Origin of the sequence: Sorangium sp. So ce726 (assembly GCF_051521405.1) — a bacterium.
In the GTDB taxonomy this organism is placed as follows: Bacteria; Myxococcota_A; Polyangia; order Polyangiales; family Polyangiaceae; genus Sorangium.
In genome coordinates this window covers 6,516,979-6,541,329 of record NZ_CP150349.1, presented here as the reverse complement: position 1 = coordinate 6,541,329, position 24,351 = coordinate 6,516,979, and the positions used below count along the sequence as shown (strand labels likewise).

General features: G+C 72.4%; 20 protein-coding genes. 8 read left to right on the top strand and 12 right to left on the bottom strand.

All coding sequences use genetic code 11. The features are described from left to right. Positions 1-110: 110 nt before the first annotated feature. Positions 111-3,344: a serine/threonine protein kinase gene (locus WME79_RS24345; RefSeq protein ID WP_437539460.1), complete on the bottom strand. Its 3,234-nt coding sequence runs from the start codon at positions 3,342-3,344 to the stop codon at positions 111-113. Beyond that, complete coding sequence (locus WME79_RS24340; RefSeq protein WP_437539458.1) at positions 3,341-4,579, bottom strand: serine/threonine protein kinase; 1,239 nt, start codon at positions 4,577-4,579, stop codon at positions 3,341-3,343. Before WME79_RS24340 ends, WME79_RS24345 begins: the two co-directional genes overlap by 4 nt. 230 nt (positions 4,580-4,809) lie before the next feature. Here WME79_RS24340 and WME79_RS24335 point away from each other — a divergent pair, with 230 nt between their 5' ends. The 4 genes from WME79_RS24335 to WME79_RS24320 all read left to right on the top strand — a co-directional run bounded on the left by WME79_RS24335 (position 4,810) and on the right by WME79_RS24320 (position 8,024). After that, complete coding sequence (locus WME79_RS24335) at positions 4,810-5,403, top strand: hypothetical protein (RefSeq protein ID WP_437539457.1); 594 nt, start codon at positions 4,810-4,812, stop codon at positions 5,401-5,403. 94 nt (positions 5,404-5,497) lie between these two features. Next, complete coding sequence (locus WME79_RS24330) at positions 5,498-5,731, top strand: hypothetical protein (protein WP_437539455.1); 234 nt, start codon at positions 5,498-5,500, stop codon at positions 5,729-5,731. A gap of 748 nt (positions 5,732-6,479) precedes the next feature. Then, a complete protein-coding gene (locus WME79_RS24325) occupies positions 6,480-7,202 on the top strand; it encodes a DUF2914 domain-containing protein (protein WP_437539453.1) in 723 nt (240 codons plus the stop codon). 153 nt (positions 7,203-7,355) lie between these two features. After that, entirely contained in the window at positions 7,356-8,024 is a 669-nt protein-coding gene (locus WME79_RS24320) for a hypothetical protein (RefSeq protein WP_437539451.1), read from the top strand. A gap of 55 nt (positions 8,025-8,079) precedes the next feature. Here the strand turns inward: WME79_RS24320 and WME79_RS24315 are convergent, their stop codons facing one another. From WME79_RS24315 to WME79_RS24290, 6 genes are all read right to left on the bottom strand, one after another. After that, positions 8,080-9,123, bottom strand: coding sequence for a hypothetical protein (locus tag WME79_RS24315; RefSeq protein WP_437539449.1), 1,044 nt, complete (start codon positions 9,121-9,123; stop codon positions 8,080-8,082). After that, positions 9,123-10,163, bottom strand: coding sequence for a hypothetical protein (locus WME79_RS24310; RefSeq protein WP_437539448.1), 1,041 nt, complete (start codon positions 10,161-10,163; stop codon positions 9,123-9,125). Before WME79_RS24310 ends, WME79_RS24315 begins: the two co-directional genes overlap by 1 nt. Next, on the bottom strand, positions 10,160-11,587 hold the full coding sequence (locus WME79_RS24305; protein WP_437539446.1) for a serine/threonine-protein kinase: 1,428 nt from the start codon (positions 11,585-11,587) through the stop codon (positions 10,160-10,162). Before WME79_RS24305 ends, WME79_RS24310 begins: the two co-directional genes overlap by 4 nt. 330 nt (positions 11,588-11,917) lie before the next feature. Then, complete coding sequence (locus WME79_RS24300; protein ID WP_437539444.1) at positions 11,918-12,775, bottom strand: 1-acyl-sn-glycerol-3-phosphate acyltransferase; 858 nt, start codon at positions 12,773-12,775, stop codon at positions 11,918-11,920. Between the two features lie 258 nt (positions 12,776-13,033). Beyond that, entirely contained in the window at positions 13,034-13,888 is an 855-nt protein-coding gene (locus WME79_RS24295) for a formylglycine-generating enzyme family protein (RefSeq protein WP_437539442.1), read from the bottom strand. Positions 13,889-14,268: 380 nt separating this feature from the next. Next, positions 14,269-15,768, bottom strand: coding sequence for a collagen-like triple helix repeat-containing protein (locus tag WME79_RS24290; protein ID WP_437539440.1), 1,500 nt, complete (start codon positions 15,766-15,768; stop codon positions 14,269-14,271). Between the two features lie 131 nt (positions 15,769-15,899). On the opposite strand from WME79_RS24290, the gene WME79_RS24285 reads away from it, so the two are divergent. Further along, the gene (locus WME79_RS24285; protein WP_437539438.1) at positions 15,900-16,751 is read left to right on the top strand and encodes an MBL fold metallo-hydrolase; all 852 of its coding nucleotides are present in this window, start codon (positions 15,900-15,902) and stop codon (positions 16,749-16,751) included. 39 nt (positions 16,752-16,790) lie between these two features. On the opposite strand, the gene WME79_RS24280 is transcribed toward WME79_RS24285, so the two are convergent. After that, positions 16,791-17,531 (bottom strand): DUF192 domain-containing protein, encoded by a 741-nt coding sequence (locus WME79_RS24280; RefSeq protein WP_437539436.1) that lies wholly within the window; start codon positions 17,529-17,531, stop codon positions 16,791-16,793. 66 nt (positions 17,532-17,597) lie between these two features. On the opposite strand from WME79_RS24280, the gene WME79_RS24275 reads away from it, so the two are divergent. Continuing rightward, entirely contained in the window at positions 17,598-18,395 is a 798-nt protein-coding gene (locus WME79_RS24275) for a peptidylprolyl isomerase (protein WP_437539435.1), read from the top strand. Between the two features lie 67 nt (positions 18,396-18,462). On the opposite strand, the gene WME79_RS24270 is transcribed toward WME79_RS24275, so the two are convergent. After that, positions 18,463-19,443, bottom strand: a complete 981-nt coding sequence (locus tag WME79_RS24270; protein WP_437539433.1) for a lamin tail domain-containing protein — start codon at positions 19,441-19,443, stop codon at positions 18,463-18,465. A 145-nt stretch (positions 19,444-19,588) separates the two neighbouring features. Here WME79_RS24270 and WME79_RS24265 point away from each other — a divergent pair, with 145 nt between their 5' ends. Together WME79_RS24265 and WME79_RS24260 are read left to right on the top strand one after the other, a co-directional pair. Continuing rightward, positions 19,589-20,140 (top strand): hypothetical protein, encoded by a 552-nt coding sequence (locus tag WME79_RS24265; protein ID WP_437539431.1) that lies wholly within the window; start codon positions 19,589-19,591, stop codon positions 20,138-20,140. Further along, positions 20,131-21,798 carry a putative metal-binding motif-containing protein gene (locus WME79_RS24260; protein ID WP_437539429.1) on the top strand — a complete coding sequence of 556 codons (1,668 nt, stop codon included), beginning with the start codon at positions 20,131-20,133 and terminating at the stop codon, positions 21,796-21,798. The genes WME79_RS24265 and WME79_RS24260 overlap by 10 nt, the downstream gene beginning before the upstream one ends. Positions 21,799-21,853: 55 nt before the next feature. Here WME79_RS24260 and WME79_RS24255 read toward each other — a convergent pair whose 3' ends face one another. Both WME79_RS24255 and purF read right to left on the bottom strand, forming a co-directional pair. Continuing rightward, positions 21,854-22,840 (bottom strand): hydroxymethylglutaryl-CoA lyase, encoded by a 987-nt coding sequence (locus tag WME79_RS24255; RefSeq protein ID WP_437539428.1) that lies wholly within the window; start codon positions 22,838-22,840, stop codon positions 21,854-21,856. 32 nt (positions 22,841-22,872) lie between these two features. Beyond that, positions 22,873-24,312 carry an amidophosphoribosyltransferase gene (purF, locus tag WME79_RS24250; protein WP_437539426.1) on the bottom strand — a complete coding sequence of 480 codons (1,440 nt, stop codon included), beginning with the start codon at positions 24,310-24,312 and terminating at the stop codon, positions 22,873-22,875. Between the last annotated feature and the right edge of the window lie 39 nt (positions 24,313-24,351).

The following is a 24,351-nucleotide window of genomic DNA, read 5'->3' as shown; positions in this document are numbered from 1 at the left end:
CCGGGGTAGGGGCTTGCCCCTTTTTGTCCGCCGGCGAGACGAGGTACCTGCCTCGTCCGTCGCGGCCATGGCGTCTGTTGCGTCCGTTCCTCCATCGCGGCGACCTCGGTTCAGGGGATCTCGACCTCGGCCCGCGCGAGCTCGACGATCTCGAGGCGTTCGAGCATCGCGTCGGTGACCAGCGGGCCGGTCGGCCGCAGGCCGCGCCGCGCCTGCTCCCGCTCGTACGCGGCGAAGGCGCGGATCAGGAACGGGGGAAACGCCCGGAAGAGCAGCCTCGCCTCGGCCCGGAGCGGGCCGCGCCGCTGGCCGGTGCGGAGATCGTAGGTGTACCGGATCGGCACGCCGGGCGGCACGGAGCGCGTATCGATGATCGCGTCCGGCCCTTTGACGGCGCCGCGGCTCGCGTCCAGCGCGCCGACCGGGAAATAGGTCTCGAGAAAGGCGTTCTGCCCCGACAGGTTCGAGCCGCAAGCGCCGGTGTCGAGGTCGTAATCGCCGTCCGCGAACCGGTCGGCGTGGTGCAGGCCCTGGCCGGGCCCGGCCTGGCAGGTGCCGTCTGCGGCCACGACGCCGATGCATCGGACACAGCGCAGAAAGCCGTTCTGAAAGTTGATGAGCCCCCGCCCCCGGAACGAGGTGCCGCCGAGCCGTGGAGGTGGAGTCCAGAGGGGGACATCAGGCCCGTCGCGCACGTCCGCGCCGAACAACCCGCCTGGAGCGCCTGCCAGCGTGAAGGGGCTGTTCGCGTCTGGATCGGTGGTCACCCGAGCGAACACTTTGTCTCTCAGATCCTCGTCGGCGCGGTCGATCCGGCCGACCTCGTAGACCATACGCCCCTCTCCATCCCTCACCACGAGGTGAACCCAGAACTCGCGCTCCTGGCTGAAGCCGGCCGGCACCTTGTGCCCGGCGCCGGTGTTCTCGATCTCGACGGGGATCTCGACGCGATCCCCGGCCTCGCCGGCGCGGCGCGCGGCGCCGAGCTCGAAGCGGAACGTGTGGCGGAGCAAGAGATCGCGGCGGAGGCGCGCGCCCGCCGGAATGCCGTGTACGTCGAGCGACGGCTCATCGATGAGCGCGTCGGGGAACTCGTCCGACAGCGGCACATCCACGCCGGAGAAGTAATGGGTCGCGACGTCCGCCAGAGCGGTGGAGTGATCCGCGATCCGGCTCCGCGGGCGCACGCCGGGCCTCCGCGGGGCGAAGCGCGTGCCGGGCGGGCACTCGGGATCTCCCGGCGACGCCTGCGCGGCGCCCGCCGCCGGGGCCGCCTCGCAGACGCCCGGGTAGGTGCTCATGTGGCAGTCCTGGCAGGTCGCCGCCGGGCGGCCCGCGCGCTCCTCGGACCTTGCCCAGTCCGACCACTCGCTGTAGGCATTGCGCAGCCGCTTGAAGTGCTCGCCCCGCGCCGCGGCGAGGCTGTCGCTGCCGAAGAGGCGCACGTCGTGGCACGCCCCGCAGAACTCGCTCGAGCGCAGGTACGCCCTCGCGCTCGCCGACGGCCGACCGTGCACCACGGGCTCGACAGCGCCCGCCGATCCCGCCGGCTGGAGCCCGGCGCGCGCGGCCGCGCCCTGACCCGAGGGGAGCAGCAGCTCCTCGGGTCGGAGGTCGTAGCCGCTGTTCGCGATCCCGAACAGGCCGCGGCCGTCCTCGGGGCGCGCAGCGAAGACGGCGCCCGTCACGAAGGACGTCCACGTCGGGTTGCCCTGGTACCCGGCGCGCCCGCGCGGGCCGACCGGGCCGTGCACCTGATGGCAGAAGCTGCAGGAGATCCCCTCCAGGCCGCGCCGGGTGAGCAGGTCGCGCACGGGGAGGCGCGCGCGGGGATCGCCGCCGGCGCGGCCGTCCCACGCGGGCATCGCGGCGTCGAGGTTCTCCGCCGGGCTGTGGCAGTTCACGCACCAGTGCTCGCCGCCCGAGCCGGTGACGGTGACGCCGCTCCGCCCGTTGCGGCAGGCGCGCGCGGGATCGGCCTTGCGCAGGATGCCCGCGCCGTTCGGGCAGTCGACGGTGCGCCCGACCTGCTCCTCGATGAGGCTCTCCAGCGCGTTGAAGAGCGGGCTCTTCACCGAGTGCGCCATCACCGAGCGGCGCCACTCCGCGGCCTGGCGGCCGTGGCACGCCGCGCAGTCCTCCGCCGCCGTCCGCGCCTGCGCGAGCGGCACGACCGGCGCGACGGCGACCGCGCGCGGCGCCGCTGGACCGGGCTCCCCCCGCGAGAGCGCGAGCGCGGCCGACGCGATCAGCGCGCCGGCGCCGAGCGGCGCGATCCGCCACAGCCGCGCCGCGGCGCCGGCTGGGCCGCGCGACGGGCGGCGGTTGCCCGCGTCGCCCGCGTTGCTCGCGTCGCCCAGGCGCGCGCGCTCGCGCGGCGCGGGGCCGGTCCTCACCGAGGTGGCCGCGCCAGCGCGACGGGGGGGCCGGGCGGCGTGCGCCGGAAGCGCCGGCGGGCGCTCGTCGAGGAACCCGCTCAGCGCATCGGCGATCTCCTCGGCGCGCGGCGGCCGCTCCGACGGGTCCGGATGGAGCAGCCGCAGCACGTAGCCCTGCAGGCCCGCGGGGAGCGAGGTCGCGACGCCCTCGATGAACGGCGGCGGCTCCGCGCGAGCGGCCTCGCCGAGCGCGTGCCGCAGGCCAGCGCCCGCGAACGGGTGCTCTCCCGCGAGCAGGCGGTAGAGCACGAGCCCGAGCGCGTACCGGTTCGCCGCGCTGTCCCAGATCGCGCCGTCGGCCTGCGCGGGCGGTGTCCAGAGCGGCGGGATCTCCGAGGACACCCGCGCGCCCTCGGCGCTGGACGCCGTGGCGGCGCCGCGGCTCGCCGACGCCCCGACGAGGGCGGCGACGAGCGCGCTCGCGGGCAGCGTCACGCGGCCCGCGTCGTCCACGAGGACCGCGTCGGGCGAGAGCGGGCCGGGGAACAGGCTGGCTCGCTCGCACGCGGCGAGCGCGCGGGCGACCTGGATGGCGAGCCCGAGCGCCTCCTGGAAGGGGACGGGCCCGCGCCGCGCGCGCATCCAATCCGAGAGGGGCGCGCCCGCGAGCCGCCGCGCGAGCCAGACGCGCGCGCCGTCCGGGCTCGCCGCGGCGGCGCGCTCGCCCTCGGCCGGCGAGGCGATGCCGCCGTCGATGAAGCCGCCGACGCCGGCGCTCCCGAGCGACAGGAGGCGCGCCGCGACGGCCTGGGGCTCGGGCCCTGCCGGAGCGTCCCGGTCCGCCGCGCCGAGCCGCCACAGCTCTTCTCCTGTGGCCGCGCCGCAGCGCCATCGCGCGGCGCAGCCCATGGCCGGGAGGGGCGCGCCTTCCGTGTAGCCCGCCTGTTCCGGCGACGCTCGCCTCACCGCGCCCCCTCCGGGGCGGCCGGCGCCGCGGTGCTGGCGGGCGGCTCCGGCGCGCCGTTCGTCGAGCGCAGCGCGCAGGTCCCGAGGCCCGCGAGCGCCGACAGGGTCGCGATGATCGCGATCGCGAGCCTGGTCGGGACGTCGCGCGGCCGGTCGATCTGCTCGACGAGCGCGATGGTGTCGGCGCGAGGCGCGTCCGCTCCGCCGGTGACGCGCGCGGCGCTGGGCGAGCTCGCGCGATCGTGGTCGTCGGCGCGGTGCGGCACGCTCGCGCGGTCGCGGTCGCGGTCACCGGCGCGGTGCGGTGTGCTCGCGCGGTCGCGGTCGCCGGTGCGTTGCGGCGCGCTCTCGCGGTCGTGATCGCTGGCGCGCTGCGGCGCGGCCGCGCGGAGGCGATCGCCGGTGCGGAGCGGCGCGCTCACCGCGGTCTGGAACGGCTCCAGCCGATCCACGATGTCCTGAGCGAGGTACGGCCGATCCTCGGGCGCCTTCTCGAGCAGCTGGAAGAGCAGCTGCTCGACGCCGCGGGGCAGCCCGCTCCGCACCTCGTCGCTGAGCGGCGGCGGCTCTGCCGTGCACTGCAGGTTGAGCAGCTCCCGCGGCGACGCCGACTGGAACGGCGGGCTGCCGGAGAGCGCCTCGTACAGGATGAGCCCCAGGCAGTAGAGATCCGAGCGGTGATCGATGGATCGCGCGTCGATCTGCTCGGGGCTCATGTACTGCAGGGTGCCGACGCTCTGCGTGTTGGTCTGGTTCATCGCCTCCACGACCTTGGCGATGCCGAAGTCCATCACCTTCACGCCGCCGTCCCGCTGCACCATGATGTTCTCGGGCTTGAGATCGCGGTGGATCACGGGCGGCTGCTGCCCGTGGGCCGCCGCGAGGGCGCTCGCCACGCTGGCCGCGATCCGCACCGCTTCCGGCCAGGGAAGGCGGCCCGCGGCGCCAAGGACGGACCGCAGCGTCTGGCCGTCCAGGTACTCGAGCACCATCACGAGCTCGCCGGAGGCCTCGATGCTGGCGAGGCTCCGGACGATGTTCGGGTGCTCGAGGTGCGCGAGGATCTGCATCTCGTTCAGGAAGAGCCGGCGTCCCTGCTCGCTCCGGGCGAGCTCGGGGCGGAGCACCTTCAGCGCGACGCGCCGGCGCGACAGGCGCTCCTCGCCCTCGTAGACCTTGCCCATCCCGCCCTCGCCGACGAGGCGTCGAACGAGGTACTCGCCGATCTGATCCATGCGCGCCGTCTCCTCTCCCTCTCCCTGGCCGGGGCGTCTCTTCTACGTGCGAGCAGGGCCGATGGCTTACACCTGAGCCCGCGCCCGGATCGCCGGCGGGCCCCGCCAGCGAGCGCAACGTCCCCCGCTCGGGCGCCTCGTCGCCCGAGGAGAGAGGATCGCGGTTCCCTGCCGCGCGGGGTATCGAAATCCTGCGCCTCGATGGAGGGCGCGGTGGTAGAACCGCCCCCATGCTCCCACGCCGGGTGTCGTTCGCTCGAGCAGCGATCGTGGCGCTCGCGATCTCGGCCTGCTCGAGGACCCCGGCGGAGCCGGAGCCGCCGCCGGCCGTCTCCAGCGCGCCAGCCGCCGCGCGGCTCGCGTGGGACGTTCCGGGGAGTTGGGCTGCGCTCGACGTGCCGCGCGCCGACCCGCGCAAGGCCCTCTACAAGGTCCCGAGGGCGGCGAACGACAAGGAGGACGCCGAGGTGCAGGTCCTCTCGTTCGGTCTGGGGAGCAAGGGAGACGTCGACGCGCGCTTCAACGAGTGGTTCGCGCAGTTCGATGGCGACGCCGGGGCGAAGGCCAAACGCGCGTCGTTCGAGGTGCGCGGCATGCCGGTCGAGCTGGTCGAGGTGGCCGGCACCTACAAGATCGCGCTCGGGCCGCAGTCCGGCGCCCGCAAGCGATCGCCTGTGGAGATGGTGAAGGACAACTACCGGCTCGTCGGCGCGGCGGTGAGGACGCCGGATCGCGGAAACTGGTTCTTCAGGATCGTCGGCCCTGACGAGACCGTGCAGTCGGCGCGGTCGGCGTTCCGGAGCATGATCGAGTCCGCACGGTGAGCGAGCGAGAGGCGGAGCGGCTGCGCGGCCGTGCGCGCTGCGAGCGAGGCGCGCGGCGCTCGCAGCGCGCCGAGCACATGATACGTTGCGCGCCATGGACGACCGAAAGCAAGAGGCGCGCACGCCGGCCGAGATCTTCCGTGTCGAGGCGGAGGCCGAGGCGGAGCAGAGCCGGCTCTGCGAGGAGAGCAAGCACCAGCTCGCCAACCGCTGCCCGGAGTGCGGCAGCCTCGGTAGCATGGAGCTGGTCGATGGGCTCATGCGCTGTATCGATTGCGACGAGGTGGTGGCCGCAACCCGCCAGCTTCCCGGCTTCGGCCGCCGCTGAATCCCTGTCGTGTCGCCGCGTGACCTCCCGCTGAAATCCCGATGAAATCCCAATAGATCCCAGTGGAAATGGAAACCGACGCCTGAGCCTCTGCCGGAAAGAACTCACCGGGCGTGGCGCTTTCCAGGTGATTTTCAGTCGAATCCGTGACTATTCTGCGAACATTGGCGTTCTCGCGCCCGGTTCAGTTTTCGCCCCAGACGCGGTGCACGGAAGTCCACGCAGGTCACCCGGCTGGGGCGTGAACAGCAGGACTGAAGTCTTGAAGGAGTTGGAGATGAAGCGGATCGCAGCGGAGAGCTCGGACCACCCGTCGCGGGAGACAAGTCAGGGATCCCGGGCGAGGACGGCACGAGGCGCGAGCGGGGGCCTGCTCATCCTGATGATCGAAGACAGCGCGATCACCAGCTTCGCTACGACGCCAGAGGGCGAGTCGACCAGCGGTCCGCGCCGGTCCCGTCCGAAGCACTGACCCGGAGCGCCGCGAGGCGCCTTGCGGACGTGCGCTCCCGCCGGAGCGCCGGCACATCGCGACGCGGTGCTGCCCCACATCAGGGATTCCCTGATGAAATCTCGGAACCTCGGGGTGGCGGCGCCCCGGACCCCACGTCCAGTGCGCGGCGACGATCTCCCGTGAGCTCGGCGCGAGCCGCGGGGTCGCTGGCTGTCGGGTTGCCGTTTTTTCGCCCCCTCTGCTGAATCGTGGCACCTCGTCGGTGTGGACACCCGGGGAACGACACGGAAGACCATGGTCCTGGCGCTCGTCGCCGCCGCTCTCGGCGGGGCGGGGCTCGGTTGCAGCGATCCGAGCGAGGCGATCGCGCGGATCTCCCGGGAAGAGCTTCCCGCGCTGAGCCGCGCGGCAGAGGGGAAGCCGCGCGGCGGGTCCGAGGGGCAGGCGAGCGCCGCCGCGGCGGGCGAGGCGCGATCGGACGCGGCGGTGCCGGGCCGGGTCGCCGCGAGCGGCGCTGCCGCGGAGGAGGGCCGCAGCGACGCAGAGCGCCTCGACGAGGCGGGCGCGTCGCCCGCCCGCGGCCCGGCGCGGGAGCGTCGCCGCAGGTCGGGTTCGGCTCAGGAGGCGCGTACCGCCGCGGGCGCGGCGCAGGGCGGCGTGGGAGAGGGCGCCGCTCGGGCGCCGGAGCTCCAGGTGGTGCGGCTCGTCGTCTCCAAGGGCATCGCCGGCCGCGAGCCGATCGAGCCGGCGACCTCGTTCGCGAGCGCGGAGATCGATCGCCTCTACGCCTTCGTCGAGCTCTCGAACAAGGACCAGGCCACATCGGAGATCAGCGTCGCCTTCACGCCGCCCGATGGCGGCGCGCCGCTGCGCATCCCCCTCGCGGTCGGCGCGCAGCGGCGTTTCCGTACGTGGGCTGCCACGCGGAAGGCGCGCGCGGCGGGGCTCTGGTCGGTGACGGTCAGCGACGCGGTGGGCAAGGAGCTCGCGCGCGCCTCGTTCACGATCACGAAGTAGGAGGCGCCCGTGGCTCGCATGTTGTGCTCGCGCTCTTCCGCTCTTCAGGGCGCTCGCCGCGCCGCCGTCATCGCCCTCGCGCTCGGTGCGGGAGGTTGCGTCTCCCGAACCGCGTCGGCGCCCGAGCTTGTCGGGACGCCACGCCCTCCTGCGATGGCCCCCGCCGCCGGCGCGCAGGTGGGGTGGTTCGGCTTCCTGGTGCCCGACGGTCCCGCGGCCCGGGTGCTGTCGCTGCACGTCCAGGAGAACGACGAGGTCGAGCCCCCCGACGCCGAGCCCTCCGACGACGAGCCGCCCGCGCGCGCTCCGGCGCCCGGCGCGACGCCGGCGGAGGCCGACGAGGAGCGCCGCTACGCGGTCCTGCCCGGCGTCGAGCTCGCGCCCGCCGTGGAGCAGAAGGTCGCGGAGATCGCGTCCGCCTACTTCCGGCGAACCGGAAAGGAGCTCGTGGTCACGAGCGGCACGCGGGATCCCGCGCGACAGGCCGAGGCGATGCACGAGCTCTTCCGGCATGGCGCCGATGTCCTCGGCCTCTACAAGGACAAGACGGCGGCGCGCGAGATCAAGAGCGCCTACGAGGAGGGGCGCTCGGCCGAGCACCCGCCGGAGGCCATGATCGCCGCCCTGGAGCGGGTGATCCGCGCCCAGATCGATCGCGGCGTGTTCATCTCGGCGCACCTCCGGGAGGGCGCCGTCGACATCCGGAACCGGGACATGACACCCGCGGAGAAGCGCGCCTTCCTCGAGGGGGTCGACGAGGTCGGGGGCGTGTTTGCGCTCGAGGAGTCGAGGCCGCCCCACTACCACCTGCAGATCGATTGAGCCCAGGAGGGCCCACCGGTCCGCGCAAGGCGGCCGCCAGGCTGGCGGCTGCGCGTCACTCGTCGTTGAAGCGGACGATCTCTCCCGAACCGGTGTTCGTCCAGTAGACGCCCGTCCCGTCCGCGGCGATGCCTGCCGGGCCACCTTGATTCGTCGCGATCACCTCCGGAGCGCCGGCGGCGCCGTCCTTGCGGAGCCGGTAGACGCTCTCTGCCTCCTTGACCGTGATGTAAAGGTAGTCCCCATAGGTCGCGATCCCGGTAGGAGGGCTCGGTAGTCCATCCTTGAGGAGGCGCACCGCGACGTCTCCGTCCGCTCCGCTCCGCGAATACCGCATGACGTTGTCTCCGGTGAGCCAGTAGAGGTTGGCTTCATCCAACACGAGCAGTCCCGGATCTGTGAGGTTCGAGAGGAGCTCCTCCTCGAGCGCATCGCTGCTCGTGTCGATGACGGAGAGCGTGTTCTCCGCCAGATCAGTCCAGTAGACGAGGGGGCCGTCGGTCGCGACGCCGCGCGGCTTGCCGCCCGCCGCCGTCAGGTCCCTTCGAGTGCCGCCTCGCTTGGGCACCCAGGTGATGCGGTCGGCGTTCGGCCGAGCGCTGTAGACGTTGTCGGCGCTCAGCGCGATCGCCTCTGCGGCGCCGCAGCTGCCCCACAGCACTTCTCCGCCAGCCGCGGGAACCGGCGCTGCTTTCGGTAGCTTCCACAGCTTGTCTCGCTCATCCCCGTCGGCGCTGACGCATTCGCCTTCGAAGGCGGCGTCGGTGCTCGACCAGTAGATGTGCGTCGCGTCCAGCGCGATCGCATCGGGCACCTCGCTGGAAGGCGCGAGCAGATCGACGACCTCCCAATCATCCTTGATCTGCCTCCGGAGCGCGCCGCCCGTGGAGCTGCCCTGCGCCCCGTCACTCCGCCCGTTGGTCCAGTAGATCGCCTCCTCGTCGAGCGCGATGGCGCGAGGTTCTGCCTGGTTCTGGGCGATCACGAGCAGCGGGATCACCTGGCGATCCTCGAGCCCCGCGATCTCCGCGCAGCCGTTGAGGCCCAGCGCGAGCGCGGCGAGCGCCAGCGTCACGGCAGAGCACTTCGAGCTTCGCATCACCACTGGCCTCCGAGCACCACGCGCCCCCCGTCCGATGCGACGCTGGGCGCGACCCACACGCGGTCGACCGTGGCAGCCTGCTCCGGCGAACGAGGGGACATCAGCACCATCGCGACGCCGGCCCCGAGGCACACCAGCCCGGCGCCGAGCGCGATGTTGGAGACCATCGCGGTCGTCCGGGCGCTCTCGTTCGCCTCGACGTCCGCGCGGCTGCAGCGGAAGCTGCCGCTGCACCCCTCCTCGACATCCCCGGCTTTCTGTATCGTCATCACCCCGAACACCGCCCCCACGCCGATCCCGGCGATCCCGACGCCGCCAGCGACGAAGCCGAGCGTGCGCATCGGGTTGCCGGTCGCCTCGGACTTCGCGGCCTCCGGACGGGCAGACGGCGGGCGCGGCGGGGCAGGGGGAGCCGCCTTCGCCTCCTGAACCGCGCCGTCGGCGAGCGTCGGAATGGTCACCCGCGTCGTGCTGGGCCCGGGGTCGAGCGTCACCCGCTGCGACCAGGGCTGCTTGCCCGGCGCCTTGGCCTCGATCGTCGCTGTGCCCGGATCCACGGGGATGCCCGAGCCCGTGGCTGCGGCGGCGCTCAGCTCCTTGCCGTTCAGCGTGATCATCATCGCAGGAGCCGCCTGCATCGCCTGCGTCGCGTCCAGGACGAGGCGCGTCAGCCTGGCCTCCAGCTCGGACGCGCGCTTGGCCGCGAACTGGGCGCGATCCTGCTGCCCGGCGCCCGTCGCGAGCGAGGTGGCTTCCGTGAACTCGGCCCATGCGCTGGCCGTCTTGCCCTCCTTCTCGTGGCAGACCGCCAGGTTCAGCAGCGTCCCGACCGTGGGATCCACGCGCTGGCTCTCCGCGAGCTTCGGACAGGCCTCCTGGAGCTTGCCCTCGTCCATGAGCCTCTTGCCGTCCTGGAACAGCCCCTCGGCGAGCGCCTTGTCTGCCGCGGTCGGCTGCGCCAGGAGCGGTGAGGTCAGGCTGGTCCCACAGAGCAGCGCGAGCCATGCGCCCGCGTGTCGCGCTCGTAACGATCTCAATGGCGGCTCCTCAGCATCTCGTCCTCGCTGATCGACCTCGGCGGTCTCGGCGGGTGCCCCGGCTTGAGCGGCGCTCCGGAGGCGGTCGCCTTCGGGCGCGCGTCGGCTGCAGCGCTGCCCGTGGGGGCCGCGCTCGGCGCAGGAACCGGCGGCGCCGCCGGGCTCGACGCCTCGGCCGTGGCGCTGGCGGTCGCGGCCGGAGCGCCCGGCGCTGCTGCGGGCGACTCGGGCCCGAGCGCGTCGACCGCGGCGCGCTCGGGCGGGTGTGACACGGCGGCGCTCGGCGCTTGCGACGCCACGCGCACGCTCGCGACCAGCCATACGCCCGCTCCGGCCGCGCTGGTCAGCAACACGGCCACGCCAGCGGCGACGAGCAGCCTGCGCCGCGAGCGGCGCCGGTTGCTCGTGTGCGACCATGACGCGCCGGACAGCCTGTCGCTGTCCTCGGCCGCCCGCGAGTTGAGCAACGTCTGGCCGGCCGGCGACGCCGCGCCGATCGCGCTCTGGATGCGCGAGGTCGAGAGCTTCGCGAAGCTCGACCCGAGCGGCTCGAGGGCCTGCGCGAGCTTGCCGACGTTGCCGTACCGCTCGCTCACGTCGCGCTCCAGGCACCGCGAGACGATCCGCTCCAGCGTGGCGGGCGCGTCGCTGCGCTTGTCGCGCAGCCGCGGCACCGGCTGGTGCAGGATGTTCGCCATCACCGCGGCGACCGTCTCGCCCTGGAATGGCGGCTCGCCCGTCACCAGCGTGTAGAGCAGCACACCGAACGACCAGACGTCGGCGCGCCCATCGACGGTCCTCGGCGCCATCATCTGCTCGGGCGACATGTACCCGGGCGAGCCCATCACCTGCTTCGTCGACGTGAGCCCCGGCTCCGCGGGCGAGTCGAGGCCTTGCCCCTTCGAGATGCCGAAATCGAGGACCTTGATGTGCCGTGTGCCGTCCGCGTGCTCGGCGAGGAACAGATTCGAAGGCTTGATGTCCCGGTGGACGACGCCCGCCGCGTGCGCCTCGGCCACGGCCTCGAGGGCCTGCAGTACGTAGTCGACAGCGTCCTGGATGGACAGCGGACCGTGGGTATCGATGACCTGCTGGAGATCGAGCCCGGTCAGGAACTCCATCACCATGAAGGGCACGCCGGTCTCGGTGGTGCCGACGTCGAACACGCGCGCGACGTGCTCGCCCGACAGGCGCGCCGCCGTCCGCGCCTCCCGCAGGAAGCGCGCGACGGCCTCCTGGTTCGCGAGGGCGTCCTGGCGCAGGATCTTGATGGCGACCTTCTGGTCGAGATCCTCGTTGCGCGCCGCCAGCACGACGCCCATTCCGCCGATGGCCACGACCCGCTCGACGCGGTACTTGGCTGCGATGAGCTCTCCCGGCTGGGCCAGCGGTGCGAGGAGCTGCGCGGTGCGATCGGGGGTCACGGCTGGCGTTCAAGCCTACATGAACGGACTCGGTTTTCCGAGCGCCGCGCGACGCCCAGCGCCCTTTGTCGCGCGCCCGCTGGTTTTGGAGCGTCGCGCGCTGCCCGCTCGGGCCATGGGCGCGCTCCGGACGTCACCGCACGTCGCCGCACGCCACCTCGCCGCCATTCTCCTGCGGTTCGCCCGTCAACCACGCGGCCCATCAACCACGCGGCCCATCAACCGCGCGGCCCATCAACCACGCGGCCCATCAACCGCGCGGCCCATCAACCGCGCGGCCCATCAACCACGCGGCCCATCAACCGCGCGGCCCATCAACCACGCGGCCCATCAACCACGCGGGAAGAGACCGTGCCTGCCCGCCGCGCGGAGCTCGTCCAGCCCGGTCTCCATACGCGCGACGATCCGCGCGAATGCGCGCTCGACCTCGTCCGGGTCGCTCGCGGCCTCTCTCGGGAGCCCGAGGTGCAGCGGGCGGAGCACCCTCGTGTGGATCTTCACCGGCAGGGGCACATGGGGGATCGGGATGCCGGCGATGAGCCCCCACGGCAAGGCGAGGCCGAGCGGCGCGACGTTCGAGCGCGCGAGCTCGGGGAGGCGGAGCCACCTGGCCAGCCTGCTCCCATCCGTGGCGATGTAGAGGGATTGGTGCGCGCCCACGCTCACGATCGGCACGATCGGCACGCCCTCGCGGATGGCGAGCCGGACGAAGCCGCGGCGCCGGCCGAATCGGATCGTGTACTGCGCCGAGGTGGGCTTGCACGCGTCGAGATCGCCGCCGGGGAAGACCAGGACCGCCGCGCCGCGGGCGAGCGCTCGCCGCCCGTTCTCCGGGCTCGCGGCGATGGCGCCGCAGGCGTTGAGCCAGGCGCCGGCCTTCGGGACGTTGAACGGGAGATCGTGCATCAGCCCGTAGGACAGCCGCGAGGGCCCATAAAGGCGCCAGAACGCCGTCATGTGGCAGTACATATCGGGCATTCCCGTCATCGCGTTGTGGTTGCTCACGGCGAGGAAGGGGCCGTCGGGCAGCTGCTCTTCGATCTCGGTCTCGCAGCGGAAGTAGTCGTCGTAGAGGAAGCCGAGCAGCGGGAGCACCCGGGCGATGAACGCCGGGTCGCGCGCGTCGAGATCGTCCGGGCGGGCGCGCCCGCGGCCCTTGAGCGCGAACGCCGCGATCGCGTCCTTCACATGGTCAAGGCTGGGGCGAGGCTCTCTCGGTAAGGTCAGCACCGTTCACGGTGCCCTAGCGTGCGGCCGAACCGAGGGGAAGCGGTTCGTTCAGGACGCCTGTCGCGAGGCCGCGGCGCGGGATCGCGTCCGTCACCCGCGGCGCGCCGCCTGCGGTCGCGCGTCTGTAGCGCGCCGCCTGCGGTCGCGCCGAACGTCTGCAGCGCGCCGCGCCCTCGATCCGCTGCGGTGTGGGTCGGAGCGTCGCCGCCGGGTCGCTCACTCGGTGTCGCGACAGCACCGGAAGCCGGTCTCGTAATAGCGGAACCCGTCCCCGTGCGCCGGGTTCGTGGAGCCGCACCGCGGCTTCGCGCCGCCGAAGCAGCCGGACCAGTAACAGCCCTTGAGGACGTGAGGATACTCGTTGACGTGGTATTGGGTGCGCACCACCCACTCCTCGACGTTCCCCGCCATGTCGTGGACGCCGAACGCGCTCGCGCACCCGGGTCGCGAGCCGCTCGGCTCGGCCTGGTACAGCGCCAGGACCTCGGCCAGCGCCTCGTCGGAAGGCCAGGAGCTGAGCGCGCCCTCGTCGGGCGCTCTCCACGTCTTGTTGTCGTTGCAGCGCTCCGCTTCGTGGGTGTTCCCGTACGGATAGACGAACGCCTCGGGGCCCTGGCACGCCGTGTCCCACTCGTCCTCGGTGCAGAGGCGCTTTCCGCGCTCCTCGCACCAGGCGCGCGCCGAGATGGCGCTCTCCATGACGAGCGGCAGGGCGCCTTCCACGTTCGGCGCCTCGAAGCGATCGATGCAGTATCCTTCGACCTCCGCCATGTCGGGCGGGCAGGGCGCAGGGGGCGTCGTGTCGAGGGGGAAGTCCTGCTCGTCGGTTCCGCCGCTGCCTCCCCCGACGCCGCCTTCTCCGGGGCCCCCGCCGTCTCCCGCGCCGCTGCCTCCGCCCGATGTCACGGAGACCGACGAGGACGACGAGGACGACACCGCCGCCGCGCCCCCGCCGCCTGGGGCGTCGTCCATGGCGGCGCCGAGACCGCCGTTGCAAGCAGCGCTGAAGAGGGCCACGAGCCCTAGCAGCGAGGTGAGCCGAGCGGCGAGGGGGAGAGCTCCAGAGCGCATTGCGGGCTCCTCATCGAACAACGTGTCAGAGCGGCGGTCGCGCGTCGAGCGTACGCCGCGCTTCCCGTGCTCTGCACCGTGGTTCATGGCGTCAGATCGTCCTCGACATCGACCTTCGTCCTCCGCCTTCTCCCTCATCGATCCTCGCAGCGCTCGGACGGAGTCCACCCGCAGGGGACGGCAACGCGCGACAGCGGTGCTCGGAAGCGACAGCGCCGGGAAAAAGCATATCAAGCGTCGAGCCGTGACGGGGGTACCTTGAACGCCAGGAAGAGAATATTTCACGGCTTGTTCGCTTCATTGGTGCCGTACCGATCTCTCCTCCCGGGATTCGGGTTCTGGGTTCCCGGTCGCGGGACCTGGCGCGGCTGAGCGACGCGCTAGAAGCGGAGCTTACAGCGGAGGATCGCGCTCGGCGTGACACGCGCGGCGGTCAGCCGGCTCGCGCGCGCGTCGACGCGGACCTGGACCGCCACCGAGCCCGCGAGCGCGCGGCTCACCAGGTCGCGCGCGAGCAGCCCCACGGCGCCGGTCAGGTGCGACATCGCGGCAGAGCCGGCCAGGAGCGAGCATGGGATGGATCCAGATAGATCCATCGCGATCGCGGCGTCCGCGCCGTTGCGCTCGACGGTGCCCGTTCCTTTGAGCTTCAGCGCGCCGGCGGCGACCTCCACGCCGCTCAGCGCGACGCGCTGGCGGTCCGCAGAGAGGCTCGCGTCCGCCTTGACGGTCGTGGTGTTGCCGAAGAGGAGCCCGTCGAGCTCCTTGGGGTGGGGCAGGGTGAAGCCCTTCACCGTGAGCGCGATCGGCCCTTCGAGCGGCGCCGTGGACAGGGCGGCCCGGTCCGCCCCGTCCGCGAGCCGCAGCTCGAGCGTTCCGGCGACGACCATCGTCGAGGCGCCGACGTCGACGCCGAGGAGCGCGCCCACGGCGGAGAGCGGCGTCGGCGTGAGCTCGATCGAGGCGCTCGGCGAGGGGCGCGGCCGGAGCTCGGCCCTGAGCGGCGCGGAGACGAGGTCCTCGCCGCCGAAGCCCAGGGAGATCGACGCTGCGCCGATGGACCAGGCGATGTCGGTGCGCGCGATCTCCTTGCCGGCGACGAGCACCCGAGCCTGCTTCAGGGTGCCGATCTCCGGCCGCGGCGCGCCGGGCGGCGCGGCGGCGCCCTCGACCGGCGCGGCCGTGCGCCGCTCGAGGGCGCCGTCGGCCAGCACGAGCACCTCCGGTCCGCCTTCGCGATCCCGGAGACCCAGGCGGACGCGGCCCGTGGTGAGCGGCAGCGCCGCCGCGCGCGGGCCGTACTGCGCGACCCACGCCGGCAGATCCTCGAGGGCGTCGGTCCCCACGAGGGTGAGCTCGACGCCTTCTGTCGCGATCCGCGCAGGCGAGAGCCCGCGCAGCTCGATGGTGGCGCGCGCGACCTTGCCCGAGATCCCGCGCACCCCGAGGAGAGAGAAGCGGCCGTCGCGCAGGCGGATAGAGCGGAGATCGACGTCGACCACGCCAGGATCGAGCGCAACGCCGCGCGCACGGGCCTCGGCGACGATGCGCCGGCGGAGCGCGGGCGGACCGAGCACGACGAGCGCGGCGACGGCGGCCGCGACGACGGCGACGACCACGAGCGCCGCGATCAGGGCGCGGCGGCGCCGTTTGCCGCGCGCGCCTTGCGGCGCGCCGCCGTTCTCGCCAGGGGCATGCGGCGCGCCGTTCTCGCCAGGGGCATGCGGCGCGCCGTTCTCGCCAGGGGCATGCGGCGCGCCGTTCTCGCCAGGGGCACGCGGCGCACCGTCGCTCTCACCGATGGCGCGCGGCGCGGCGAGCGGCACCTCCGCGTCGGTGTCGGGGGAAGAGGCAGAGGAGGGGCGAGGGGAGGGCGCCACGAAGTGGAATCCCTGTAGCGTCGTTCGAGCGCCGTCGCGAGCGCTTCGCGCGGCTCAGCGCGCTTGCAGCCGAGCCCTCGCCTGCGCTACGGGTCACAGAGCCGCCTGTAGTCCGGTCCCCGGAGCCCGGTATGAAGATCACCATCATCGCGAGCGGGAGCGGAGGCAACGCCACGCTGTTTGCTTCCCGCGGCACGCGGGTCCTCGTGGACGCGGGCGTCGGGCCCAGGGTGCTCGAGCAGTGCCTCTCGGCGGCGGCCGCGGGCGGCGCGGACGGCAGGCTGCTGCCCGACGCGATCGTCATCACCCACGCGCACGCCGACCATGTCGGCGTGGCCGCCAGGTACAACAAGAAGCACAAGATCCCGATCTACGCCTCGGAGGCGACCGCGCGCGCGGCGGAGCTCGGCGATCCAGAGCGCGTCCGGGGCTTCTCGTCGCGCGAGCCGTTCGCGGTTGGCGCGCTCACCTTCTCGCCGAGGCCGCTGCCGCACGACGCGGCGCAGGTCGCGCTCGTCGTCGACGACGGCGCGCGGCGGGCCGCGCTCGTGACGGATCTCGGCGAGGTCCCTCCGGGGCTCCTGGAGCACGTCGCCGGCTGCGATGTGGTGATGCTCGAGTCGAACTACGACGCGGAGCTGCTCGACGCCGGCCCGTACCCGCCGCACCTCAAGCGCAGGATCCGCTCGGCGCGGGGCCACCTGTCGAACGCGCAGGCGTGCGAGCTGCTCGCGGCGCTGCCCGGCGGCACGCACACGGTCGCGCTGATGCACCTCTCCGAGGTCAACAACCGCCCGGATCTCGCGCTCGACGCCGCCCGTGACGCGCTCGCCGGCCGGCGCACGCGCCTCGTCGCCGCGCCGCCTCGGGGGCCGCTCGTCCTCGACACGGCGGCGCCGCCGGCCCTTCCGCCCGGCGCGGCGCGCTCATCGCTCGGGCCGCCGGCTCCCCCGCGCCAGCTCGGTCTGTTCACGGGGATATAGATCGACGCTCCGGCCGAGGAGCCGCCGCTCGGGCGGGCGTCAGATCCCCTCGATCCGCACCTTCTGGCCCGCGACGACGCCGTGGCGCCGCGCCCAGCCGGCGTTCAGCTCGAGGACGTACGTCGACGGACATCCGACGTCGAAGGTCGAGTCGGTGAGCGTCGGGGTGTTCTCCTCGATACCGACGATCGTACCGTCGCTGTCGATGAACAGCATGTCGAGCGGGATGCACGTGTTGTGCATCCAGAACGAGTGATTGTTCCGCTGCTGGAAGACGAAGATCATCCCGCGGTTCTCCCCCATGCTCGTCCTGTACATGAGGCCGCGCATGCGCTCTTGCTCTCTCCTGGCGATCTCGACGGTGACATCGGGGGCCTTGGCCTCGAGGAAGGTCACCTTGCCGGTCGCGAGCTGGAACGGGCCGGTCGGGTCGTCGGGGCACGCCGGATCCGGGCCGGTGAGCTTCGGGGACGGCCGTTCCGGCGTCGACGGCGTCGGCTGGATGCAGCGGCCGGCGTCCCGCTCCCCCGTCGAGGCGGGCGGCGTCCCGGTCGAGGCGGGTGGCGTCCCGGTCGAGGAGGGCGGCGCAACGTCGCCCACGTTGCTGCTGGGCGTGAGCGGGAGCGGCTCGTCGACGCGGCGCTCGCACGCGCCAAGGGCGATCCCGAACAGCAGCGCGCCCAGGGCGGGAACGAGCGAGCCGAGCGCGGCGGGGATGGCGAGCGAGGCGGACGTGGTGGACGTGAACGGACGGGTCGCGAGGGCGCAGCGCGAGCTCATGCCGCTTCCTACCACGGCGACGCTCGTCCTTGACCGCTGGACCGCAACGCGGGAAATCGTCGCACGATGAACGCTCGAACCCTCGCCATTCAGTCCATCGCCACCCTCGCCACGCTCTCGGCCCTCGCGGGATGTTCGAAGACCCCGGAGCCCACGGCCGAAGAGGCGCCGAAGCCGAAGACCACGCCTGCGTCGACGGGGCTGGCTGGAGGCAAGGCGGAGACGGCAGAGAAGGAGCGCCCTCAGCCGCAGAAGCGCAAGGTCACCGCGAAGCCGGTCGCCGAGGTCAAGCCCAGCGAGGACGACCCGGTCAAGGGCAAGTGGACGCTCGACGACGCCACCAAGGGGCTCCCGCCGGGCAAGGCGTTGACCGCGTCGATCGAGACCGATCTGGGCACGCTGTCCTGCAAGCTGCTGGACGACAAGGCGCCGATCACCGTCGCCAATTTCGTCGGCCTGGCGCGAGGGATCAGGCCCTGGAAGACGCCGGAGGGGACATGGGAGAAGAAGCCCGCTTACGACGGGACCATCTTCCACCGCATCATCAAGGGATTCATGATCCAGGGCGGCGACGCGAAGAAGAACGGCACCGGCGAGGCCGGTTACGTCATCCCCGACGAGGTCTGGGAGGACGGCAGCCACGATCGCGCAGGGCTCCTGTGCATGGCGAACCGCGGCAAGAACACGAACTCCGCGCAGTTCTTCATCACCGACGCGGCGGCGTTCCACCTCGACAACGGCTACACCATCTTCGGTGAGTGCGGGCCCGAGGAGCTGGTCCACAAGCTGGCCGGCGTCGAGGTCAAGGGCGAACGCCCCGTCACCCCGCCGGTCATCAAGAAGGTGACGATCACCCGGCAGTGATCGTGTCGAGGCGCCCCGCGCCGAGCCCGGGCCCCCGCGCGAGGAGCCGAGCTCGGAGCGGGCGCGCTCACGGGCAGTCGTTCTCTTCGCCGGGCGTCGGCGTGGACGCCACGGTGAAGCTGATGTCGAGCCACTCGCTCGTCTCGTCGTGCCCGGTGAGGCCGTTGCCCTCGGTCAAGAGCTCGCCGAACTCGAGATCGCTACAGCGGACCATGCTCGCTCCGCTATCGGCGGCTGCGGCCGGCCGCTGGCTGCTGCGCGCGGTGTCATCGGCATAACCGGTCTTGCCCGTCTTGTACGCCATCGCCGAGTTGCCCAGCTCCTGGCCCCAGATGACGTAATCGACGTCCTTGACCGGGCTGCGCTCCGTGCCGTCCCACTCGAAGAGGATCACCATCTCTCCGCCGTCGGTGAGCAGCGCGCCGGATTGCGCCCCGAGGGCGCCGTTCGTGGGCGCGATCATGGGCGGCACGTCCTCCCCCTCGCAGGGGATGGGCGACTCGTCCAGGGCGAAGTCGGCGCACCGCTGGAATTCGAGCTCGAAGCCCTCATCGCTCGCCAGCACGAGGCGTCCGCCCGCCGCGATCATGGTCCCGGGGGGGAACTGGACGAGGAAGTCCGTCCCTGTGCTGCCGGTCGGCGCCCACGCGGTACCCGTGGTGATGGCATAATAAACGCTGTTGTCCGAAAGGTAGTAGTTGGTGAGGTCGATCTCGGTATCGGTCGGGTTCCAGATCTCGATGAACTCGGCCGCTCCGGGTTTGACGGCGAGCTCCGAGATCAGCAGGTGGCCGGCGGGCTCACCGGGGACCACGCCGCCGCCACCGCCGTCTCCGCCGCCAGCACCGCCAGCGCCGCCTTCGCCGCCTTCCCCGCCGCCGCCGGCCTCACCGCCGCCGCCGCCTTCGCCGGAGCTGCTCGAGGTGGTGCTGGAGGAGCTCGCTCCACCGCCTCCCGTCTCGTCGTCACCGCCGCACGCCATGAGGGGGGCGAGCGCCAGAGGGGGAGCTGCGAGGAGTGCGATGGTGAGCAGGTTGCGCGTGTGCATTGTTGAGAGATACATCAGAGCGCCGGCCAACAGGCAAGTGGGATTGCAGCCTGGGGGAAACGATCCACCGCTCGTCGTGGCGTCAGGACTCTGCCATCTCTGCCAAATGCATGGCGGGCGCGCGAGGAATCGATAGCATGGCGACATGCGACGGTGCTCCTCGCTCCTCCTGACACTCCTCTGCGTACCGCTCCCTGGGCTCGGTCTCGCTGTCGGTTGCGGCCAGACAGTCATCGTGGACGATCCGTCCGCAGACGGCGGGGCCGGCGGCGAAGCCGGCGCTCCGCCCGTTCCGACCGGCGGGGGGGGCGGCTCGGACCCCGGGAAGGATCCGCTCGAAGAGTACGAAGACCCCGGCTGTCCTGACACCGAGCCGCCGATCACCGATTTCGCGTGCGATCCGTACGATCAGTCGAGCGGCTTTTGCGCCCCGGGAGAGGGGTGCTTCATCTACGTGCAGTATCCGGACGAGCCGTGCGGGCAGGAGATTTACGGCGCGTACTGCGCGCCGTCCGGTCCAGGCCGACAGGGCGATCCGTGCAGCGGCGGCAGCCAGTGCGGCGCCGGGTTCGCCTGCGTGGTGACCGGCTCGGGCACCCAGTGCGTCGAGCTCTGCGCGCTCAGCGGCGACGACAACTGTGATCCAGGGTTCGTGTGCGAGCCGATCGACGTCGCGGGGATGGGCGGATGTCTGTGACGACGTACGCCCTGGGTCGGCGCGCGCGCCGGAAGGCGGCGCTGGCGGCGGCCCTGCTCGGGACGGTTCTTGGCGGCGGGTCGCTCTCAGGGGGGTGCGGGGCGCGGACCGGGCTGAACATCCCGCCGCCCGCGCCGGAGTGCGAGGTGGACGCCGACTGCCCCGGCATCAAGGATCTCTGCAAGCCTGTGTTCTGCCAGCTCTTCGAGGCGGAGCAGCCCGACGGCGGCGCGGCGCCCTCGCCCGAGGGCGCGGCCCCGCGGCGCGGCGGGGAGTGCGTCGCGCTGGAGCCGGTGGATTGCGACGACAGCGATCCCTGCACCAAGGACACGTGCGAGAGCGCGACCGGAGCGTGCATCTACGGGCCGTCGACGCTCGACATCGACGGCGACGGCTTCCGCGCGGCGCTGCCCGGCACGATCCCTGGCGAGCCGCTCGCGTGCGGCGACGACTGCGACGACGCGAGCGCCGCGGCCTTCCCTGGGGGGATCGAGATCTGCGATGGCGTCGACAACGACTGCGACGGCACCGTCGACAACGGGGCCCGCTTCGTGCCGCTCGACACCGACGCGACCCGCATCTCGGGCGATATCGCGCCGGCCGGCTCTGGCGGGCTCGCCTGGAGCGGGACGTCGTACGCGTCGCTCTACACCGGGACCACGCAGGGCTTCAACGTGTACCGCTCGATGATCAGCGTCGACGGGCAGCCGCTCGCGCCGGGCGAGGAGGTCATCACGCCGAAGAACGGCGACGCCTCCGGCGGGCCGATCGTGTGGGTCGGCGATCGGTACGGCGCCGCCTGGCAGGACCGGCGCGACGGCGACTACGAGGTGTACTTCTCCCTGCTCGACGAGGCCGGCCAGAAGGTGGAGGGGGGCGATCGGCGGCTCTCGAAGGCGCCTGGCTTCTCCGTCAACGTGACGCTCACCTGGAACGACGCGGAGTTCATCCCCGTCTGGCAGGACGAGCGCAACGGCCTCTTCGATCTGTTCGCGCAGCGCATCGACATCGACGGCAACCTGATCGGCGAGAACGTCCAGCTCACGGAGTCGTCGAACGGCTTTGGCAACGAGGCGCCCTCCGCCGCGGCCGGCCAGGGCGGCATCGGGGTCGCGTGGTCCACGGGCGACGCGGCCACGCACTTCATCCAGTTCCGGACGTTCACCGCCGAGCTCGATCCGCGCTCGGAGGTCGTCACGCTGACGACCGGCGAGACCGACGCGGTCTATCCGACGGTGGTCTGGAACCGCGATCGCTACGTCATCGCGTGGTTTGACAAGTCGGCGAGCCTCAAGGCCATCTATGCGGCGGCGGTCTCGGAGGACGGCCAGCTCCTCACGCCGCCCACGCCCATCTCGGACCCTGGGCCCTTCCACTCCAGGTACCCGTTCCTGCGCCCGCTCGGCGATCGGCTGCTCGCGATCTACTCGGACGACCGCGATCAGAACGACGGCTACGAGCTCTACGCGGTCACGGTCAACCCGGATCTCGTGCCGATCAGCGCGGAGCAGCGGCTCACCTTCGCGCCCCGCGACAGCATCAGCCCGGTCGCGACGTTCGGGCCGGAGGGCGACGTGGGCATCCTCTTCCGCGACGATCGCGAGGGCGGCGAGCACCACGTCTTCTTCACGCGCCTCGGGTGCATCGCGGGCGACTGACGGCGGCCTCGCGGGCCGGGCGCGGCGCGTCGCTCGACGCCGCGCTGGTCCCCGCTCAGTCCCGGGTCGGCTGGCGGCGCAGCCGGAACGGGCCGGCGCGGTGGACCTTGCCCGGGAGCGGGCGGCCGATGACCTGCTCGGCGACGTTCCCCGCCTCGATCAGCTTGTCGAGATCGACGCCGGTCCGGACGCCCATCCCGTGGAGCATGAACACGAGGTCCTCCGTCGCCATGTTGCCCGCCGCGCCCGGCGCGTAGGGACAGCCGCCGACGCCCGCCACCGACGCGTCGAAGTCGCGCACCCCGAGCTCCAGGCCGACCAGGATGTTCGCGAGCGCCGTGCCGCGCGTGTCGTGCAGGTGCAGCGCGAACCGCTCGGGCGGCATCGCGTCGAGGAAGCGGCGGACGATGTCGTGCGTCTGCCGCGGGGTGCCGATGCCGATCGTGTCGCCGAGGGAGACCTGGTAGCAGCCGAGGTCGATGAGCCGCTCCGCGATGCGCACGACCCGGGCAGGGTCGACGTCGCCCTCGTACGGGCAGCCCCACACGGTCGAGACGTAGGCGCGCACGGCGAGGCCCGCCTCGCGCGCCGGAGGGACGATCTCTGAGAACACCGAGAGCGTGTCGTCGATCGACTTGTTGATGTTGGCGCGGTTGTGCGCCTCGCTCGCGCTCAGGAAGACGGCGATCTCGCGCAGGCCCACCGCGAGCGCGCGCTCGAGGCCGCGCGCGTTCGGGCACAGGGCGCTGAAGGTCACGCCCCGCTCGGCCGGGAGCGTCCGCGCGAGCTCCTCGGCGTCGGCGAGCTGCGGGACCCACTTCGGAGAGACGAAGCTCGTGATCTCGATCCTGCGGAGACCGGCGCCGACGAGCGCCGCGATGAGCCGCCGCTTGCCCTCGATCGGGATCATCGCCGCCTCGTTCTGGAGCCCGTCCCGCGGGCTCACCTCGAAGATCGAGACCTCGTCGGCGACGCGGGCGAAGAGCGGCGCCGAGGCGGCGGCGCGATCCGCGCGCTCGCGATCGGCGGTGCCCTCGGTCATCGGAGGACCCTCGGCGCCGGAGCGGGGCAGCGTCAACCGCTCACCATCCGTAGCTGCCGGTTCGGCGCGGCCGGCGTGAAGGCGATCGGGTAGCTCCCGGAGAAGCACGCGTGGCAGTAGCTCTCCGCCGACGGCCGCGCGCCCGCGGCGTCCGCGGCGCGCACCTCGAGAGAGCGCACGCTCTCGACGAGGCCCTCCAGCGACAGGTACCCGACGCTGTCGGCCGTCAGGTAGCTGGCGATCTCGTCCACCGAGTGGCTCGAGGCGATGAGCTCCGACCGCGTCGGCGTGTCGATGCCGTAGTAGCAGGGCCAGCGCGTGGGCGGGCTCGAGATGCGGACGTGCACCTCGCGCGCGCCGGCGTCGCGGATCATCTTGACGATCTTCCGGCTCGTCGTCCCGCGGACGATCGAGTCGTCGATGACGACGACCCGCTTGCCCTCGATCACCGCCCGGTTCGGGTTGAGCTTGAGCCGGACGCCGAAGTGCCGGATCGACTGCTGCGGCTCGATGAACGTGCGGCCGACGTAGTGGCTGCGGATGAGCCCCATCTCGAAGGGGGCGCGCGCGCGGTCGGCGAAGCCGATCGCCGCCGGCACGCCCGAGTCGGGCACGGGGATCACGACGAGATCGTCTCCGGGCTCGATCGGCTGCTCGGCGGCGAGGCGCCGGCCGAACGCCTTGCGGACCTCGTAGACGCTCACGCCCTGGATGGTCGAGTCGGGCCGGGCGAAGTAGACGTGCTCGAAGATGCAGAGCTTGCGCTGCTCCTGCGCGAAGGGGAACTCGGAGCGCACGCCGTCGGCGCTGATGATCAGCATCTCGCCCGGCGCGATGTCGCGCACCTTGCGCGCGCCGATGAGGTCGAACGCCGTCGACTCGCTCGCGACCACGTGGGCGACGCCGCTCCCGCTCGCCATCTCGCCCAGGCAGAGCGGCCGGATCGCGCGCGGATCGCGCACGGCGATGAGCTCGCGCTCCGTCAGGAAGAGCAGCGAGTACGCGCCCTCCACCTGCATGAGCGCCTCCGCGATGCGATCGCGCAGCTCTTCCTTCTTGCTCATCGCGATGAGGTGGACGATCGACTCGGTGTCGCTCGCGGTCTGGTAGATCGAGCCGCGCGCCTCGAGCCGATCACGCAGGGCCTCATGGTTCGTGAGGTTGCCGTTGTGCGCGACCGCCAGCGAGCCGCGCGCGTAGTCGACCCCGAGCGGCTGCGCGTTCTTCAGGTGCGAGCCGCCCGCGGTGGAGTAGCGGACGTGGCCGATGGCGCGATCGCCGGGCAGCGTCGAGAGATCGGTCGGAGAGAAGCCGGACTGCACCCGCCCCATGGCGCGGTGACCGAAGAGGCGCTCCCCGTCGCTGCTGACGATACCCGCCGATTCCTGCCCTCGATGCTGGAGCGCGTGCAAACCGAGGTAGGCCATGTTGGCCGCCTCGGGGTGGCCAAAGATTCCGAACACACCGCACATGCCGCCTATCTAGTACGAAAACGGTGCATGACCCACCGT